This is a genomic window from Methylobacterium sp. WCS2018Hpa-22 (genome assembly GCF_031843785.1).
Classification (GTDB): Bacteria; Pseudomonadota; Alphaproteobacteria; order Rhizobiales; family Beijerinckiaceae; genus Methylobacterium.
Genome location: NZ_JAVTJA010000014.1, coordinates 70,628 through 86,690, shown reverse-complemented (window position 1 = coordinate 86,690; position 16,063 = coordinate 70,628). Strand labels below are relative to the sequence as shown.

The following is a 16,063-nucleotide window of genomic DNA, read 5'->3' as shown; positions in this document are numbered from 1 at the left end:
ATCCGCGCGGCGGGTCGCGCCGGTTTATGCCTCGCTGCGCCCCGATACTCCCGCCTGGGCGAAGGTCGCCATGTCGCGATGGCAGGCGAGCGCGCCTTTCAGGAGACCGATGGCGAGGGCGGCGCCCGACGCTTCGCCAAGCCGCATGCCGAGAGCCAGCAGCGGCACCAGTCCGAGGCGTTCCAGAACCTCCGCATGGGCCCCCTCCGCCGAGACATGGCCGGCGAGGCAATGGTCCAGCATCGTGGGATCGATGGCGTGGAGGATCGCTGCGGCCGACGTCGCCACATAGCCGTCGATGACCACGGGGATGCGTTGCATCCGCGCCGCCAGGATGGCGCCGGCCATCGCGGCGATCTCGCGGCCTCCGAGGCGCGACAGCACCTGAAGCGGGTCGTCGAGATGGCCGGAATGGAAGGCCAAGGCGGCCTCCACGGCCGCGACCTTGCGCTCGATCCCGGCCGCATCGACACCGGTGCCACGCCCGACCCAATGCGCCGCCTCGCCACCGTAAAGCGCCGCGTAGATGGCCGCCGCGATGGTGGTGTTGCCGATTCCCATCTCGCCGAGGCCGAGGCAATCCGTGCCGGCGGCGATGGCCTCCATCCCGAAGGCCATGGTGGCGACGCATTCCTTCTCGGTGAAGGCCGGCCCTTCGCAGATGTCGCCGGTGGGAAGGTCGATGGCGAGGTCGAAGACCTTGAAGCCGAGGCCGTAAGCGGCACAGAGCTGATTGATCGCGCCGCCGCCCGCCGCGAAATTGTCGAGCATCTGGCGGTTCACCTCCGCCGGGAAGGCGGAGACACCGCGCTTGGTGACCCCGTGGCTGGCGGCGAAGACGCAGACGAGGGGGCGGTCGAGGCTGGGCTGGCCCTTGCCCTGCCAGGCCGCGAGCCATTCGACGAGGTTCTCGAGGCGACCCAGCGCACCGGCCGGCTTCGTCAGCAGCGCATCCCGCTCGCGCACCATCGCGACGGCATCCCGGTCCGCGCCCGGCACGGAGGCGATCAGGCGGCGGATGTCGGAGAACGGCGTCTGGTCGGAATGATCGTGGGTCGGGGGTGTCTGGGTCATCGCGCGAAACTTGCCTTGGGTCTCGGCGCGTCCGGTATGGCGGCCTGCCTGTGGGGCGAGCTATAACCAACGGGGCGCGAACGGTGAAGGCAGGCCTCCATGACACAAGGCCGGGATCTGGAACCGGAAGACACGTTTCCGGGCGCTTCGTTGGCCTACGATCTCGCTATGTGCCTGCGGTTCTATTCGAGGCTACCGGTGCCGCGCCTTCCCGGCGAGGGCGACCCGCATCGCTTGCCCGACTTCCGCACCCTGCCGCGGCTGCTGCCAGTGGCGGGTCTCATCCTCGCCCTGCCCTCCGCGCTGATCCTGCTCGTCGCCTGGGGGCTGGATCTCGGGCCGTTCCTGGCGGCGACCCTGGCCGTGGCGGCGGGGACGCTGGTGACGGGGGCGCTGCACGAGGACGGTCTCGCGGACGTGGCGGACGGGTTCGGCGGCGGCACGACGCGCGAGCGCCGCATCGAGATCATGCGCGACAGCCGGATCGGCGCCTATGGCGGCGTCGCCCTCGTCCTGACCCTCGCCCTGAGGATCGGAGCATTCGCGACCCTTCTCGATCGCACCGGGGCCATGGCGGCGATGGCCCTGCTGCTGGCCGCGTCCCTTTCGCGCAGCGCCGCGCTCGCGCCGATGGTGCTGCTCGGCCCCGCCCGTCCCGGCGGGGCGGGCGCGTCGGTGGGCGTGCCCGATCGCCGGACCATCGCAATCGTCGCGTCTCTTACCCTCGTCTTCGTCGCGATTGGCTGGATCGCCGGCTTGCCCGTCCTCGGGATGGTGCTGATGCCCGCCCTGGCGCTGGGAGCATCCCTCAGCCTCACCGCCCTGGCCCGCGCCAAGATCGGCGGCCAGACCGGCGACGTCATCGGAGCCTGCCAGCAGGTGGCGGAGATCGCGGCGCTTCTCGGCCTCGTGGCGACGGTCCCGCGCTGACCATGGCACTTTGGCGCTTGATCGCGACCCACGCCTGAGGGCATGGAACGGCCATGACCCAGCCTGTCGCCCCGAGGGCTTCGAGCCCCTGCACGAAGCTCTGCATTCTCGACGCGGCGACCGGGCTCTGCGAGGGCTGCGGACGCACGCGCGAAGAGATCGGGATGTGGGGCTCGCTGTCGGAGACGAAGCGGCAAGCCATCATGGCGACCCTCGGACATCGCCTCCGCGCCGCTTATCCACAGCGTGGGAAGGCCGTGGCCGGGCCATGATCTACGCCGCCCTCGCGATCCTTCTCGGCATCGTCGCCTTTCTCGTCCTCTCGGATGGTGAGAGCACGGTGGCCGGGCTGGACAAGGACCAGCTCGCACGCCTCGCCTTCAGTGGAACCCTGCTGACGATCTTCCTCGCCGGGTTCTGGCATCGGTTCAGCCAACAGATCGGCACCAACCTGAAGGCGCTGCTGTTCTGGGCCGCCCTCACCGTCGCCCTGGTCGCGGGCTACGCCTACAAGGAGGAGGCCGGGGATGTCGGCAATCGCCTTGTCGGGACGCTGCGGCCCGGCAGCGCCGTGACGTCTGGCGATGGAAGTGTCACGGTCAACCGCCGGGCGGACGGGGCTTTCTCCGTGCGGGCAGAGGTGAACGGCCGTGCCCAGGTCTTCCAGTTCGATACGGGCGCGAGTTCCGTCGTGCTCACGGCGGAGAACGCGGCCGCCATCGGGATCGCGCCGCCGGAATCCGACTTCTCGATCCGGGTCTCGACCGCCAACGGCACCGCGATGGCCGCCCCCGTCTATCTCGACAGCCTCACCGTGGGCACGATCACCGAACGGCGTGTCTCGGCCCTGGTGAGCCGCCGCGGCGCATTGTCGGGCAACCTCCTCGGGATGAGCTTTCTCGACAGGCTCGGCTCCTACGAGGTGCGGGGCGACCGGCTGGTATTGCGCCCGGTCCGATAGGGTGGCCCGCGCGATATCGACTTGAGCCCTGGTTTCGCGTCAGCCGTTCGAGGATGCGGACGCGCTCGACGGCGGGAATGCGTAGCGAAGGTAGGCCCGGACGAAGTCGGGCATCGACCCGGGGTCGATCTCGTCGCTGGACGCGACCGTGATGAAACCAGCCAGTTCCGGCTCGATCTCGGCGAGGCGATGGCGCTCCATGTCCTGCCGCAGTGTGTTTGCCTGATCGGGGAACGTCACGGGTCGCAGAAACGCCGCCTGGCTCTTTCCGCGAAGCAGAAGCCATCGGTTCCGCGCACCGGCCGGAAGTGCCATGCCGGTCTCCTCGACGAACTCGCGCTCCGCGCTGCCGGCCAGATCGACCGTATCGCCGTCACGCACGTCGTCGAGATCCGGCGTGCCGCAGGGGAAATAAGCCTGCCCGGCATTGGCCGTGTGAGCGCCCATGACACCGAGAAGCACGGCGCCATCCGACCCGTGAGGGGCAATGGCCGCGAAGGCGTTCAGCACGGTCGGGTCGGGCGAGCCCAGGTCCTTGTAGGTGATGAAGCTCGCGTAGGACGTCTCGAACAGCTCGACGGAACAGGATGCCCCTTCGAGCCGGCACGATCTCGCGAGGAGGACGCGTCCGTCGAACAGCCCGGACCGCGCGGCGCAGCGGCGACGCCAGTTCTCGGAGATGAGAGCCGCGTTGTCCCGCGCCCATTCCCATGCGAACGGCACCAGACGTGCCGTCACCCCCTCGATCCGCGTGAGGGTGAAGCCGTCAGACAAGCAAGGTCCCCTCGCTCATCACTACGGCCGAACCACCGATCTCGACGGATTGGAGGGCTCCGGATTCGATGACCAGTTGGAGCGCGATCTCGCTCGGTCGGCCCATGGCGACCCCCTGGCGGATCAGGACATCGTGCTCGCCGTCACCGAGAGGCTCGAACTCCATCATCACGCCGGCAAAGGCCGCGGCGGCGGACCCCGTCGCCGGGTCCTCCATCACGCCGAGATGCGGCGCGAACATCCGGGTCTGGAAGCGGAGGCCGAGGCCTTCCGGGTCGACGGCGTAGAGGTAGAGCGCCGTCTGAGGATCCAGCGTAGAGAAGGCGGCGAGGTTCACACGTGCCGCGTCGAGTTTCGCCCGCGTATTGACCGGCACGAACAGGAAAGCCGGCCCTGCCGTTTGCCGGCTCGGCACGTGGCGCCCAAAGCCGATATCCTGCGTCTCCAACCCGATCATCTGCGCGAGGAGCGTCGCGTCCGGTCCCTCGCCATCGTATTGCGGCAGGATCGGGAGCTTGAAGCGCCCACGGCCGCGCCCCTCGCCGGCCTCAACGACGCAGGCCACGGTGCCGATCGTCTCTTCGAGACCGAAGGCGGTGGCGTCGGTGAGTCCGGATTTCGCATCGTGCAACGCCAGCAGGATCGCCGCCCCGAGCGTCGGGTGGCCGGCGAACGGAAGCTCGCGCGTGGGCGTGAAAATGCGGAGGCGGGCCTTGTGGCGTGCCTCCGTCGGCGGAAGCACGAACACCGTCTCGGACAGGTTGAACTCGCCCGCGATCCGCTGCATCGCCGCGTCGTCGAGCCCTTCCGAATCCAGCACCACGGCCAGCGGATTCCCGGCAAAGGGCGTGTCGGTGAAGACGTCGAGGGTGACGAAGCGGCGGCTCATCGGCTTTTCCTTTTCGTTGACCATCAGATCGGCTCTACGGGAAACGTCTCGCTGGGTGCCACGAACTCGTCCTGCGCGTCGACGGTGAGGATCTCGCGCGAACCCGCCTCGGCCGTGCGGCGCAGGAGGCCGTAGACCGAAGCACCGGCCATGCCCAAAGCCAAAGCCGCCGAGCCGGTGCGGGCGTAATGGACGAGGAACAGGGCCGCGATGGCGTCGCCCGCGCCGTTCACGTCGAGGTCGAGGCGCGGCGTGCGCAGGCGCCAGAACAGGCCACCCTCCCCCGCCATCAGGTCGATGGACTCGGACGGGGTGTCCTCGGTGACCAGGGACGTCACCAACACGACGCGCGGCCCCAAAGCCTGGATCGCCGCCACCGCGGCCTTGGCCTCGCCGAGTGTGCCGGTAGGCAGGCCCGACAGGAAGTTCAGTTCGAACTGGTTCGGAGTGACGATGTCGGCGGCGGGCAGGGCCTGATCCCGCAGGAATTCAGGGATGCCGGGGCGGACATAGATGCCTCGCCCGGTATCGCCCATCACCGGATCGCAGCAATACAGCGCCTTCGGGTTGGCGCTCCGCACCGCCGCCACGGCCCGCACGATGGCGGTGCCGATATCGGCCGAGCCCATATAGCCGGACAGGACGCCGTCGCATTGCCCGAGCATGCCGCGCTCCGCGATGCCGAGCACGAGGTCCTCGATCATCGGCCCATCGAATACACGGCCGCGCCAGGCGCCGTAGCCGGTATGGTTGGAGAACTGCACGGTATGGATCGGCCAGACCTCGACGCCGAGCCGCTGCATCGGGAACACCGCCGAGGCATTGCCCACATGGCCGAAGGCGACGTGCGACTGGATCGATAGAATTCTCATCGGCGTATTCGGCCTTGCTTCGACGGGTGCGAGCGCGACGGGCAGCGTCGTAGCCGGTTTTGTCCCACGGTGCATTCACAACCGACGTGAGGCCCCCCTCGTGACGAGATCGACTCTTGCCGGAATCGCGGCCTTCCCGCACATCGGGCGCGACGAGCAGGGGCATCCATGGATTTCGAAGCGCTGAAGACCACGATCCTGACCTTCGTGGAGACGCACAAGGAATGGGCACCCCTCATCATCGCGGTGCTCGCCTTCTGCGAATCGCTGGCCTTCCTGTCGATCCTGGTCCCCGCCACGGTGCTGCTGGTGGCCATCGGCGCGCTGATCGGTGCCAGCGGTATCCCGTTCTGGCCGATGGTGATCGCGGGCGGTATCGGCGCCGGGCTCGGTGATTGGGTGTCCTACGAGATCGGCCGCTACTTCCAGCACGGCGCCAAGTCGATCTGGCCGATGAGCCGCTATCCGCAGATGGTCGCCAAGGGCGAGGATTTCTGCCGGCGCTACGGCGCCTGGGGCATCGTCATCGGCCGGTTCATCGGCCCGGCCCGCGCGGTGGTGCCGCTCATCGCCGGGATGTTCGAGGTGCCGCGCCTGCCGTTCCAGCTGGCCAATTGGAGTTCGGCCTTCGTCTGGGCCTTCGTCTGGCTCGCGCCGGGCGCGGGCGTCATCAGCTTCTTCAACTCCTGACGCCGCATGCGCCGGTTCCCGCCCGAACGCATCGTCTGCCTGACCGAGGAAACCGTCGAGACCCTCTATCTGCTGGGTCAGGAGGACAGGATCGTCGGCGTGTCCGGCTATGCCGTGCGGCCTGCCCGCGTCCGCAAGGAGAAGCCGCGCGTCTCGGCCTTCACCAGCGCCGACCTGCCGAAAATCCTCGCCCTGCAGCCGGATCTCGTCCTCGCCTTCTCCGACATGCAGGCCGAGATCGTCGCCGACCTCGCCCGCGCCGGAATCTCGGTCCATCTCTTCAACCAGCGCGACGTCGCCGGCTGCCTCGCGATGATCCGTACCGTGGGCGCTTTGGTCGGCGCCGGCGAGAAGGCCGACGCGCTGGCCCAGGGTTACGCCCACCGCCTCGGCGCCGCCGCCCTCGACAATGCCGGCCCGCCCCGCCTGAAGGTCTATTTCGAGGAATGGGACGAGCCGATGATCTCTGGCATCGGCTGGGTCTCCGAACTCATCGGCTATGCCGGCGGCGACGACGTCTTTCCCGACCTCGCCCGCCAGCCGGCGGCCAAGGACAGGATCGTCACCTCCGAACAGGTGATCGCCGCGCAGCCTGACGTCATCCTCGCCTCGTGGTGCGGCAAGCGGGTGAACATGGCGCGGATCCGCGAGCGGCCGGGCTGGGATGTGATCCCCGCCGTGGCGGCGGGACGTATCCACGAGATCAAGTCGCCTCTGATCCTGCAGCCCGGGCCGGCGGCGCTGACCGACGGGTTCGACGCGATCCGCGCCGCACTGGCGGGCGGGCAGGCTGCCGCAGGTGACAAGGGCGGGCCGACCTGATTCCCTGGCGGACCAGTCGATTCGAGACCGCACTCTCCCCAAGCGACGCCATCCCCAAGCGAAGCCATTCCCAAGCGAAGCAATGTCAGCAGCCCTCGCCCATCTCGTTCTGCCGCCGGACCGCCGGCAATCGGCGACCGCGCTCCAGGTCCAGCGCGGGGTCCGCCGGCTGTTCGCCGACCTCGGCCATGTGACGATCCCGGAATTCTCCCTCGCCAATGGCAGGCGGGCGGACATCATCGCCCTGTGCCCGGCCGGCCGGCTGACCATCGTGGAGATCAAATCCAGCGTCGCCGACTTCCGCGCCGACAAGAAGTGGCCGGATTACCGGGACTATTGCGACCGCTTCTATTTCGCCGTTCCCGATTCCCTCCCCGAAGGACTGACGCCCGACGAGGCCGGGCTGATCATCGCCGACGGTTACAGCGCCGCGATCCTGCGCGACCCGGTCGACCATGTGCTGAGCGGCGCCCGCCGCAAGGCGGTGACCCTGCGCTTCGCCCATTCCGCCGCACGGCTGCTTCACTCGCTCGCCGATCCTGGCGCGGTGCGGGAGGGGGCGCTTTAACCAAGCAGGAAGCTGCCCCAGTCTTGTCAGCCAGTTTCCCCCGGGATCGGCCTACCGCCCGCTTCGCCGCGCCGAGACCAGCGCCAGGGCGGCGAGATCCTTGTCGCCGTCGCCGTGGCTGACGGCGTCGATGAGGTTGTCGCGCAGCACGCTGGCGAAAGGCATCGGTACGCCGGCCTGACCCGATGCCGCGAGGGCGAGGCCGATATCCTTGAGCCCGAGCCTCAGACCGAAGCCCGGCGGTTCGTAGCGCCCGGCGGCGATGGATGCGCCGTAGCCCTTGTAGACCGGCGAGGCGAACAGCGTGTTGGTGAGAAGGTCGAGGAGATCGGCACCGGCGACGCCATGCCCTTCGGCGAAGGCGGCGGCTTCGCCCATGGCCTCGATGGCCGCGATCAGCATGAAATTGCCCGCGAGCTTCACCGCATTGGCCCGATACGGCTCGGTTCCGAAGGGCCAAGTCTTCGTACCGAGGGCGCCGAGCAGCGGTTGCGCCAGCGCGATGACGGCCGGGTCTCCGGCGACGACGATGTTCAGGGCACCGTTCTGTGCCACGTCCGGCCTGCCGAAGACGGGGGCGGCGATATAGGGCACGCCGGCCCGCTCGTGGATTGCGGTGAGCTCCTGCGCGAGCGCCACCGAGATCGTGCTCATGCTGAGATGCAGGCCGGGCCGCGTGCCGGAATCGAGAAGTCCGCCCTCCACGATCACCGAACGCAGGGCCGCGTCGTCGGCGAGCATGGTGATCGCCGCATCCCCGGTGAAGGCGTCCGCTGCACTACGCGCGACTGTCACCCCATCGAGACCGTCGGCGGCGGACGCGGTCCGGTTCCAGACCCTCACCCGGTGACCGCCCCGGACGAGGCTCTGCACCATGCCTCGGCCCATCCGGCCCAACCCGATCACGCCGACATCCATCCGAGGGCTCCCTGTGTTCGTCCCGGTTCAATGGCCGTTGAGAAATTCGATCATCGTGGCGTTGAAGCGATCGGTCGCTTCCATATGGACGAGGTGGCCGACACCCTCGAAGACGACTGCGCGCCCGTCCGGCATCCGGGCCGCCAGGCTCTTGGCATGGCCGGCATTGTCGCCCATGGCGGCACGCAGGTTCTCGGGTGCGAAGGGCTTGCCCGGTGCGTTGCGATCGTTTGCGCCCATGATGAACAGGGTCGGCGCGGCGATCAGCGGGATCTCGTGCACCACCGGCTGGCCCCAGATGATCTGGTAGGAATTGACGAAGGATTGGAGCCAGCGCGGATATTCGCCCGAACCCTTCACGCGCTCGCGGATCGCTACGAAGGGCTCGATCGCCGTGGAGGGCAGCGACAGCGCGTAATTCGTCATCAGCTGGCGCCGGTAGACGTCCGCGGTGACACCGCCCTCGATGCGAAGAAGCGTGTCGTTGGAAACGGGCGGGACGGTGAAGCGGTAATCCTCGAGACCGATCGGCGCTTCGAGGACGAGGCTGTTCACCCGGTTCGGCGCGTTTCGGGCAAGTCGGGCAGCCAGCATACCGCCCATGGAATGCGCGACGACATCGACGCGCGGGAGATTGAGCGCATCGAGAAGCGATACGGTTTCCGCCGCCATCACGTCGAAGCTGAACGGTCCCACCGGCTTCGACGATTTGCCGAAGCCGAGCTGGTCGGGGACGACCACGCGGTAGCCCGCCCCCGCCAGGGCACCGATCACCGGCTCCCAGTAACTCGACGGGAAATTGCGGCCGTGCAGCAGCAGAACGGTGCGTCCGTTCGGTGTCCCTGTCGGCGTGACGTCCATATAGGCGAGGCGCTGCCGCTCGTTGTCCCGCGTCAGGTCGAGAAACCAGACGGGGTGGGGATAGGCAAAGCCCTCCAGGCCAATTCCCAGGGGCCCGGCATCGTCGGCTCGCGTGAGAGAAGGCGTGACCGCCAGAAGGAAGCCGAGCAGGAAGGTCGCCAGACGCATGTGATCCCCGGTGGAACGCCTCGATGATGTCTTTGCGATCGATGGGTGACATAGGGCACTTGCCGAAGCGAGCAGGGATCGTTCACGGCTCTGTGCGATGACGCACGAGGCAGACCCTCTCAATAACGGTGGAGCCGGATCGCGGCCCGGCGCGAAACCCATGGATGGTCTGCCGGTGCGAGAGCGCATGCTTGCGCTTCTCGCCATCGGACTCGCCATGACCATGGCGGTACTGGACGGGGCCATCGTCAACGTGGCGCTGCCGGCCATGGCAAAGGATCTCGGGGTCAGTCCCGCTTCCGCGATCTTCGTGGTCAACGCCTTTCAGATCGCCGTGACCGCGTCGCTGCTGCCACTGGCCTCCCTCGGCGACATCCTGGGCTATCGGAAGGTCTATCTCGCCGGCCTCGTCGTGTTCGTCGCGGCCTCCCTGGCCTGTGCGCTGTCGACCTCCCTGCCTGGGCTCATCGTCGCCCGGATCGCCCAGGGGCTCGGTGCGGCCGGCATCATGAGCGTGAACATCGCCCTGGTGCGCTTCATCTATCCGCATCGCATGATCGGCCGGGGGGTCGGCAACGTGGCGCTCATCGTCGCCATGGCCTCGGCGACCGGCCCGACCGTCGCCGCCGCGATCCTCTCGGTGGCGACCTGGCCCTGGCTGTTCCTGGTCAACCTGCCCGTCGGCCTCGTGGCCCTGGCGGTGGCCGCGCGGACTCTGCCGGTGACGCCGGTGAGCGGGGCCCGGTTCGACATCCCGAGCGCGCTCCTCAACGCCCTCACCTTCGGCCTACTCATCATCGGACTCGATGGAATCGGCGAGGCGAATGGGCGCTGGCTCGCCCTTGCCGAGATCGCCGCCGGGCTCGCGGTCGGTACCGTCTTCGTCCTGTATCAGGCCCGGCTCGCGACACCCCTGCTGCCGGTGGACCTGCTGCGCATTCCTGCCTTCGCCCTGTCGATGGTGACCTCCATCGCCTCGTTCGGGGCGCAGATGATGGCCTATGTCGCCCTGCCCTTCTATTTCCAGGACGCGTTGCACCTCTCCGCCACCGAGACCGGTTTCCTGATGACGCCCTGGCCCATCGCCATAGCGATCACGGCGCCGATCTCCGGCCGCCTCGCCGACCGGTACGCGCCGGGTGTTCTCGGCGGAATCGGCTTGGCGCTCATGGCCGGTGGCATCGCGGCGCTGGCTTTGCTCCCCGCCGCCCCAACGCTCGTGGATATCGCCTGGCGGCTGACCGTCTGCGGCATCGGCTTCGGATTGTTTCAGGCACCGAACAACAAGGTGATCGTCACGAGCGCTCCGCGTTCGCGCAGCGGTGGAGCCAGCGGCATGCAATCGACGGCGCGGCTGACGGGGCAATCGCTCGGCGCGGCCCTCGTCGCCGTCATCTTCGGGCTGACCCATGCCAGCGGAACGGAAGTCTCCATCGGGGCAGCGCTCTGGTGCGCCTGCGCCCTGTCAGCGGCCGGTGCCGTCTCCAGCATCCTGCGGCGCCAGCCGACGGGCTGATCCCCCCAAACGCAGCCACCCATCGCCTGAGGCGTTGATCGACGAGGCTGCCAACGGAGGAAGACATTCATGGACATGAATCTGAAGGGGCGGCGCGCCCTGGTGACCGGCTCGACCGGCGGCATCGGCTACGGCATCGCCAAGGCCCTCGCCGAAATGGGCGCCACCGTCGCCGTCAACGGGCGCACACCGGACCGGGTCCGGGCGGCGATCGGGCGCTTGACGGAGGAGACCGGCACGACGGCGTTCATCGCGGCCCCCGGCGATATCGCCACGGCGAGCGGCGCGGAAGCGGTAGTGAAGGGTTTGCCGGAGGTCGATATCCTGGTGAACAACACCGGCATCTTCGAACCGAAGCCGTTCTTCGAGATCCCCGACGGCGATTGGCTTCGCTTCTTCGAGACCAACGTGATGAGCGGCATACGCCTCTCGCGGGCCTACACGCCGGGTATGGTCGAGGCCGGATGGGGGCGGGTCGTCTTCATTTCCAGCGAGTCGGGCCTGAATATCCCGGTCGAGATGGTCCATTACGGCATGACGAAGACCGCGCAGCTCGCCGTGTCACGGGGCCTCGCCGAGACGGTGGCCGGAAGCGGAGTGACCGTGAACAGCGTGCTGCCCGGGCCGACCCTGTCGGAGGGCGTCGCCGACTTCATGGCGAAAATGGCGAAGGATACCGGCGAGGTCGATCTCGACAAGCTGGGACGGGACTTCGTCGCCGAGCACCGCTCGACCTCGCTCATTCGTCGCTTGGCGACGGTCGAGGAGGTCGCCAGCATGGTCGCCTACATCTGCAGTCCGGCCGCCAGCGCCACCAGCGGTGCGGCCCTACGCGTCGATGGGGGAGTGATCCGTCACATCGCCTGAGCGCAATGCTCTCGGGTCGCTAGCGGACGCGCCGAAACTCACAGAGAGCCTGCCCGGCGCCACTCGAGCGCCGGGCCGCACCGGCATCAGGCCGACTTGAGATGGGCAGCGAGGTGCTTGTTCATCTCGAACATCGTGCACTTGTCCTTGCCGAAGACCTTCTTAAGCTTGTCGTCGGCCAGGATCTCGCGCTTGTTCTCGGGATTCTGGAGATTGTGCTTCTTGATGTATTCCCAAACCTTGCTGACGACCTCGCCGCGCGGAAGCGCTGCGGAGCCGACGACGGCCGCGAGTTCCTCGGAGGGCTTCAGCGGCTGCTGCAGCGCGTTGGGCTTAGCGGCGCCTTCAGCCTTCGGAGCAGCGGTCTTCTTGGCAGCGGCCGGCTTGTCGGCTGCCTTGGTGGTGGTCTTGGTTGCCATGAGTTCCTCCGGTTTTTGGCTTTGAGCGCCGTCACGCCCACGGCCAAGGGCCTCGGAGCGCATAGCTGCAACAACTAAGCGGTGCTGAGAGCGTTCCAAGAGGGAATCACGTAGACCCACCGCCCATCCACAGAAGGGACGGGGATAGCGGGGATATTGCAAGCCCACGAAGGCGGGAGCACGGACTTCCGTCCCGACGCGATCAGATCCGCATGACGGCCGCTCCCTCTATGATCGTCATCATGGACGACAGAGCGGCCCGGCGGCATCGAAACGGGCATCGTCCGAAAAACCTGTCGTCCGACAATGCGTTAGGAAGACAACCGAGTCGTTCCGAGGCCTTCGCTGTGCGGTTCGCGAGAGAAGCGCCGCATGATCCAGTGGTAAGGAGAGGATCGGGTCTGCGCCGGGTGGCAGGACGGTACGTCGCCGGACGACGCCACATTGCGGGAGCGTGCAATCTTTTTTCGTTCCTCCCCCGGAATCGCCGCATCTGCGCGATCTCGGAACACCGCCCAGACACGACAGAGAACGATCCCTTAAGCGCGACGAGGAACACTGAGGGTATGTTCATCGCAGCCATTGCCCTCGCCCTCGTCGCTTCCGGCGCGCTCCTCGCTGGCCTGACGGGACTCGTCGCCGCCGAAGGTCGGGTCGATACCGACACGCGTGGTGCCGATCTCGTCTGACCGGCATCGTTGCCAGCACACACGACAACGCCGCCGATGGGGGCTCCATCGGCGGCGCTTTTAGAATCCGTCAGTCGCGTCGCGCGGTTCTAGAATTTCCCGCCGAGGCCGACACTGCCGCCCGACCCCATCTGTGGGGCGAGCCCGCCGGAGCTCGAACGGCTGGTCGTTTCGCCCTCGATGTCCTCACGGCGAATCCGGCGCTCCGCCTCTGCCTGGGAGCGGGTCTGGCCGCCGGCCGATTTCGGCAGGTCCAGGCGCCGCGTCGGAGCCGTCTGGAGCGGCGCCCCATCGGGATCGACCTCGGCCGCCCGTGCGCGCTGAGCGCCGGGCACGGCACCGCGCATGGAGGGCGGAGGACCGACTTCGCTCTCAGGCATGACGCCACCGCCGCCGGACAATGCCTGGCAACCGCCCAAAGACGCTGCAAGAAGCGCCAGAGCGCAGGCTTTCGACGGGATACGCATCGACGAGTTCCTCAAAAGTATTCCACCTCAGTTCGCGCGGGTGGTTCGGCACGCTTGCGCGCATCTCTACGATGCACAAAAGGCGAAAACCAGACGATCACAGGGCTTTCGTCATACCTCGCGCGGCGGACAGGGAAAAATTCCGTGTCGGCGGGCGCCGGTTCGCCTGGACAGCTTCCGCGCTGCACGCCACCATGACCGCCACGGTCCGGTTCTTGCCAATCCGTGATCGGGACGAGCCGCTCCTCTGCCGATCGGTTCGCCGTCATCCACAACTTCGCCTTGGTCCGCTCTCATACGCCTTCCCACTCCATGCCAGGCGAGAACATCTCGGGATGGCCGAGGTCGAGCGGGAGCCGGCGACATGCTTCTTCGGGGAACGCACGTGTTCAGAACTGTCCGGCTGGTTGCCGCCGCGTCGATCACCCTTTGGGCCGCGGGAGCCGCAGCAGAGGGAACCGCTCCGGCTACCGGCGCGGCGAGCGACGCGTCTCCGGCCGCGCCCGCGGCACCCGCAACCCCAGTCTCGCCGCCGGTGCCGCCACCGCAGATCACCGCACCGGCACAGCCGGCGGCTGCCCCGCCCGTACCGGCCACAGGGACACCCGCGACGGTTCTGGATACCCAGGATTACGAGGGTGTGCTCGGCAAAGCCGTGCGCAGTTCCACCGGCGAGGATATGGGTCGGATCATCGACATCATCCTCGACAAGGATGGTCGGCCACGCGCCGCCATCATCGATTTCGGCGGCTTTCTCGGCGTAGGCTCGCGCAAGATCGCGGTAGACTGGCGCGCCATGCGTTTCTCGCCGGATGGTAAGCCGAGCCGCCTCGTCCTTCAGCTGAGCCGGAACCAGGTTCGCGTCTCGCCGGAATACAAGCCGGGCGATCCCATCGTGGTCCTCGGCCCGGCGAGCCCGAGCGTTCCGCCCGACGGCGACGCGGCGGCCGGCCAAGCGGCTCCGCCCGCTCAGGTGGCCCCTGCACAAGTCGCTCCCGCGCAAGTTCCGGCAGCGCCAGTCCCGGCAGCGCAGCTCCCTGCGGTTCAGCCCCCCGCCGCACCGACTCCGGCGGCTCCGGTTCAGGCTCCCGTCACGCCGCCGTCTACCCCTGCGGCCACTCCCATGCCAGACAAGCCGGCTGAGAAATCGCCGGACAAATGACGGCATCCCGCTCGCAGAATCGACGCGTCATCAAACCCCGCGAAGTGCCCCGGTCGGAATTCCGACCGCGAGGGGTTCCCCGGCGTGACGCCTATACCGAGATGCCGGGAGAGGCTTCGACCGACATGCAGGCCGTTTCGGTGAGAAGCAGCCGCGGGCTCGACGCCTTCGCGTTCTTCGTCGCGAACCTCCAGACCGGGTTCGGTCCGTTCCTCGCCGTGTACTTCACGCAGGCGCAATGGACGCAATCCGACATCGGTTTCGCCCTCACGGTGGGCAGCCTCGTCAGCCTGCTCGGTCAGGTGCCGGGCGGTGCTTTTGTCGATGCCGTTCGTTCGCGACGCTTCGCGGCGGGGCTCTCGGTCGTGGCGATCTCGCTCAGCGCCTTCGCCCTCGCCATGTGGCCGAGCTTCCTCATCGTTCTGCTCGCCATGGCGGCCCATTCGGCCGCGAGCTGCATCCTGACGCCGGCCATCGCGGCCATCAGCATCGGGTTGGTGGGTCATAAACGTGCCGGTGAACGGCTGGGGCGCAACGCGAGCTTCTCGGCGCTCGGCAACGCGGTCGCGGCGGCGTTGATGGGAGCTTGCGGCTACTACCTGTCGAACGACGCAGTGTTCTACCTCACCGCCTTCCTCATGATCCCGACCCTGATCGCGCTCTCGTTCATCCGTCCGGGCGCGGCACCGCTGCAGGCCCGCCAAGCCGAGGCGGTGGAGTCGGGGCCGAAGGAAAGCGCGCTGAAGGCCATCGTCACCAATCGCCCCCTCCTGTGCTTTGCCGCCTGCATGACCCTATTCTTCCTGGCCAACGCCGCCATGCTGCCTCTCGTGGGCAGCATGTTGACCCTGCGGGCCAGCGAAACCGCCACGGCGCTCATCGCAGCCTGCATCGTGGTGCCCCAGGTCGTCCTAGCGATTTCCGGCCCGGCGGTCGGGCGGGCCGCCGAGAAATGGGGCCGCCGCCCGCTCCTTCTCATCGGCTTTGCCGCCCTCCCGATCCGCGGCCTGCTCTTCGCCTATACCGACAGCCCCGAACTCCTCGTGGCGATCCAGGTCTTCGACGGCGTCTCGGCGGCCGTGTTCGGGGTCATGGTTCCCCTCGTGGTCTCTGACGTCACGCGCGGCACCGGCCGGTTCAACCTCGCCCTCGGTGCGGTCGGAACCGCCATGGGGATCGGCGCCGCCCTGTCGACGTCGCTGGCCGGAATCATGGCCGACCATCTCGGCAGCCGCAGCGCCTTCCTCGGCCTCGCCATCGTGGGTCTGGCGGGCTTCGCCCTCCTCGCCCTGATCATGCCGGAGACCCGTCAGGTGGAGCCGACCTGATGGGGTTACGGCATCGAATTCGCTTGCCGCTCAAGACCCGTTCAGGTTTCCTCGGTATAAGAGCGCAAGCTTGACGGCAGCCTGCAAC

19 protein-coding genes are annotated in these 16,063 nt (G+C 67.9%); 11 read left to right on the top strand and 8 right to left on the bottom strand.

Features of this window, described 5'->3' with window-relative positions; genetic code table 11:
- Positions 1-24: 24 nt before the first annotated feature.
- Positions 25-1,074 (bottom strand): nicotinate-nucleotide--dimethylbenzimidazole phosphoribosyltransferase, encoded by a 1,050-nt coding sequence (cobT, locus tag RQI43_RS18785; protein WP_056428803.1) that lies wholly within the window; start codon positions 1,072-1,074, stop codon positions 25-27.
- A gap of 99 nt (positions 1,075-1,173) precedes the next feature.
- On the opposite strand from cobT, the gene cobS reads away from it, so the two are divergent.
- The 3 genes from cobS to RQI43_RS18770 are packed head-to-tail and all read left to right on the top strand — an operon-like array spanning position 1,174 to position 2,965.
- Entirely contained in the window at positions 1,174-2,004 is an 831-nt protein-coding gene (cobS, locus tag RQI43_RS18780) for an adenosylcobinamide-GDP ribazoletransferase (RefSeq protein ID WP_311276207.1), read from the top strand.
- Positions 2,005-2,057: 53 nt separating this feature from the next.
- Positions 2,058-2,276: a DUF1289 domain-containing protein gene (locus tag RQI43_RS18775; protein ID WP_311276206.1), complete on the top strand. Its 219-nt coding sequence runs from the start codon at positions 2,058-2,060 to the stop codon at positions 2,274-2,276.
- Complete coding sequence (locus tag RQI43_RS18770) at positions 2,273-2,965, top strand: TIGR02281 family clan AA aspartic protease (RefSeq protein ID WP_311276205.1); 693 nt, start codon at positions 2,273-2,275, stop codon at positions 2,963-2,965. The genes RQI43_RS18775 and RQI43_RS18770 overlap by 4 nt, the downstream gene beginning before the upstream one ends.
- Positions 2,966-3,004: 39 nt before the next feature.
- Here the strand turns inward: RQI43_RS18770 and RQI43_RS18765 are convergent, their stop codons facing one another.
- Genes RQI43_RS18765 through pdxY form a run of 3 tightly spaced genes read right to left on the bottom strand, consistent with a single transcriptional unit; the run spans position 3,005 to position 5,500 of the window.
- On the bottom strand, positions 3,005-3,739 hold the full coding sequence (locus tag RQI43_RS18765) for an NUDIX hydrolase (protein WP_311276204.1): 735 nt from the start codon (positions 3,737-3,739) through the stop codon (positions 3,005-3,007).
- Complete coding sequence (locus RQI43_RS18760; protein ID WP_311276203.1) at positions 3,732-4,628, bottom strand: PhzF family phenazine biosynthesis protein; 897 nt, start codon at positions 4,626-4,628, stop codon at positions 3,732-3,734. Before RQI43_RS18760 ends, RQI43_RS18765 begins: the two co-directional genes overlap by 8 nt.
- Positions 4,629-4,651: 23 nt before the next feature.
- A complete protein-coding gene (gene pdxY / locus RQI43_RS18755; RefSeq protein WP_311276202.1) occupies positions 4,652-5,500 on the bottom strand; it encodes a pyridoxal kinase PdxY in 849 nt (282 codons plus the stop codon).
- A 168-nt stretch (positions 5,501-5,668) separates the two neighbouring features.
- Here pdxY and RQI43_RS18750 point away from each other — a divergent pair, with 168 nt between their 5' ends.
- The 3 genes from RQI43_RS18750 to RQI43_RS18740 all read left to right on the top strand — a co-directional run bounded on the left by RQI43_RS18750 (position 5,669) and on the right by RQI43_RS18740 (position 7,580).
- Positions 5,669-6,190: a DedA family protein gene (locus RQI43_RS18750; protein ID WP_056257668.1), complete on the top strand. Its 522-nt coding sequence runs from the start codon at positions 5,669-5,671 to the stop codon at positions 6,188-6,190.
- Between the two features lie 6 nt (positions 6,191-6,196).
- Positions 6,197-7,012 (top strand): cobalamin-binding protein, encoded by an 816-nt coding sequence (locus RQI43_RS18745; RefSeq protein WP_311276201.1) that lies wholly within the window; start codon positions 6,197-6,199, stop codon positions 7,010-7,012.
- A gap of 82 nt (positions 7,013-7,094) precedes the next feature.
- Complete coding sequence (locus RQI43_RS18740) at positions 7,095-7,580, top strand: MmcB family DNA repair protein (protein WP_056143956.1); 486 nt, start codon at positions 7,095-7,097, stop codon at positions 7,578-7,580.
- Positions 7,581-7,631: 51 nt separating this feature from the next.
- Here the strand turns inward: RQI43_RS18740 and RQI43_RS18735 are convergent, their stop codons facing one another.
- Together RQI43_RS18735 and RQI43_RS18730 are read right to left on the bottom strand one after the other, a co-directional pair.
- Positions 7,632-8,498 (bottom strand): NAD(P)-dependent oxidoreductase, encoded by an 867-nt coding sequence (locus RQI43_RS18735; RefSeq protein ID WP_311276200.1) that lies wholly within the window; start codon positions 8,496-8,498, stop codon positions 7,632-7,634.
- Positions 8,499-8,525: 27 nt separating this feature from the next.
- Positions 8,526-9,527, bottom strand: a complete 1,002-nt coding sequence (locus tag RQI43_RS18730) for an alpha/beta hydrolase (RefSeq protein WP_311276198.1) — start codon at positions 9,525-9,527, stop codon at positions 8,526-8,528.
- 187 nt (positions 9,528-9,714) lie between these two features.
- Here RQI43_RS18730 and RQI43_RS18725 point away from each other — a divergent pair, with 187 nt between their 5' ends.
- A complete protein-coding gene (locus tag RQI43_RS18725; RefSeq protein WP_311276197.1) occupies positions 9,715-11,043 on the top strand; it encodes an MFS transporter in 1,329 nt (442 codons plus the stop codon).
- A 69-nt stretch (positions 11,044-11,112) separates the two neighbouring features.
- On the top strand, positions 11,113-11,910 hold the full coding sequence (locus tag RQI43_RS18720; RefSeq protein WP_311276196.1) for an SDR family NAD(P)-dependent oxidoreductase: 798 nt from the start codon (positions 11,113-11,115) through the stop codon (positions 11,908-11,910).
- A gap of 86 nt (positions 11,911-11,996) precedes the next feature.
- On the opposite strand, the gene RQI43_RS18715 is transcribed toward RQI43_RS18720, so the two are convergent.
- A complete protein-coding gene (locus RQI43_RS18715) occupies positions 11,997-12,329 on the bottom strand; it encodes an SWIB/MDM2 domain-containing protein (protein WP_056428766.1) in 333 nt (110 codons plus the stop codon).
- Between the two features lie 566 nt (positions 12,330-12,895).
- On the opposite strand from RQI43_RS18715, the gene RQI43_RS18710 reads away from it, so the two are divergent.
- The gene (locus RQI43_RS18710; RefSeq protein ID WP_311276195.1) at positions 12,896-13,018 is read left to right on the top strand and encodes a hypothetical protein; all 123 of its coding nucleotides are present in this window, start codon (positions 12,896-12,898) and stop codon (positions 13,016-13,018) included.
- A gap of 89 nt (positions 13,019-13,107) precedes the next feature.
- Here the strand turns inward: RQI43_RS18710 and RQI43_RS18705 are convergent, their stop codons facing one another.
- A complete protein-coding gene (locus RQI43_RS18705) occupies positions 13,108-13,485 on the bottom strand; it encodes a hypothetical protein (protein WP_056428763.1) in 378 nt (125 codons plus the stop codon).
- Between the two features lie 385 nt (positions 13,486-13,870).
- Between RQI43_RS18705 and RQI43_RS18700 the strand changes: the two genes are divergently transcribed.
- The gene (locus RQI43_RS18700; protein WP_311276194.1) at positions 13,871-14,647 is read left to right on the top strand and encodes a PRC-barrel domain-containing protein; all 777 of its coding nucleotides are present in this window, start codon (positions 13,871-13,873) and stop codon (positions 14,645-14,647) included.
- On the top strand, positions 14,644-15,975 hold the full coding sequence (locus tag RQI43_RS18695; protein WP_311276193.1) for an MFS transporter: 1,332 nt from the start codon (positions 14,644-14,646) through the stop codon (positions 15,973-15,975). The genes RQI43_RS18700 and RQI43_RS18695 overlap by 4 nt, the downstream gene beginning before the upstream one ends.
- Positions 15,976-16,063: the final 88 nt, after the last annotated feature.

Excerpts from the sequence above, each read along its gene's own strand:
- cobT (WP_056428803.1), bottom strand. The coding sequence starts at position 1,074 with ATGACCCAGACACCCCCGACCCACGATCATTCCGACCAGACGCCGTTC.
- cobS (WP_311276207.1), top strand. The coding sequence starts at position 1,174 with ATGACACAAGGCCGGGATCTGGAACCGGAAGACACGTTTCCGGGCGCT.
- RQI43_RS18775 (WP_311276206.1), top strand. The coding sequence starts at position 2,058 with ATGACCCAGCCTGTCGCCCCGAGGGCTTCGAGCCCCTGCACGAAGCTC.
- RQI43_RS18770 (WP_311276205.1), top strand. The coding sequence starts at position 2,273 with ATGATCTACGCCGCCCTCGCGATCCTTCTCGGCATCGTCGCCTTTCTC.
- RQI43_RS18760 (WP_311276203.1), bottom strand. The coding sequence starts at position 4,628 with ATGAGCCGCCGCTTCGTCACCCTCGACGTCTTCACCGACACGCCCTTT.
- pdxY (WP_311276202.1), bottom strand. The coding sequence starts at position 5,500 with ATGAGAATTCTATCGATCCAGTCGCACGTCGCCTTCGGCCATGTGGGC.
- RQI43_RS18750 (WP_056257668.1), top strand. The coding sequence starts at position 5,669 with ATGGATTTCGAAGCGCTGAAGACCACGATCCTGACCTTCGTGGAGACG.
- RQI43_RS18745 (WP_311276201.1), top strand. The coding sequence starts at position 6,197 with ATGCGCCGGTTCCCGCCCGAACGCATCGTCTGCCTGACCGAGGAAACC.
- RQI43_RS18740 (WP_056143956.1), top strand. The coding sequence starts at position 7,095 with ATGTCAGCAGCCCTCGCCCATCTCGTTCTGCCGCCGGACCGCCGGCAA.
- RQI43_RS18735 (WP_311276200.1), bottom strand. The coding sequence starts at position 8,498 with ATGGATGTCGGCGTGATCGGGTTGGGCCGGATGGGCCGAGGCATGGTG.
- RQI43_RS18730 (WP_311276198.1), bottom strand. The coding sequence starts at position 9,527 with ATGCGTCTGGCGACCTTCCTGCTCGGCTTCCTTCTGGCGGTCACGCCT.
- RQI43_RS18725 (WP_311276197.1), top strand. The coding sequence starts at position 9,715 with ATGCTTGCGCTTCTCGCCATCGGACTCGCCATGACCATGGCGGTACTG.
- RQI43_RS18720 (WP_311276196.1), top strand. The coding sequence starts at position 11,113 with ATGGACATGAATCTGAAGGGGCGGCGCGCCCTGGTGACCGGCTCGACC.
- RQI43_RS18715 (WP_056428766.1), bottom strand. The coding sequence starts at position 12,329 with ATGGCAACCAAGACCACCACCAAGGCAGCCGACAAGCCGGCCGCTGCC.
- RQI43_RS18710 (WP_311276195.1), top strand. The coding sequence starts at position 12,896 with ATGTTCATCGCAGCCATTGCCCTCGCCCTCGTCGCTTCCGGCGCGCTC.
- RQI43_RS18705 (WP_056428763.1), bottom strand. The coding sequence starts at position 13,485 with ATGCGTATCCCGTCGAAAGCCTGCGCTCTGGCGCTTCTTGCAGCGTCT.
- RQI43_RS18695 (WP_311276193.1), top strand. The coding sequence starts at position 14,644 with ATGACGGCATCCCGCTCGCAGAATCGACGCGTCATCAAACCCCGCGAA.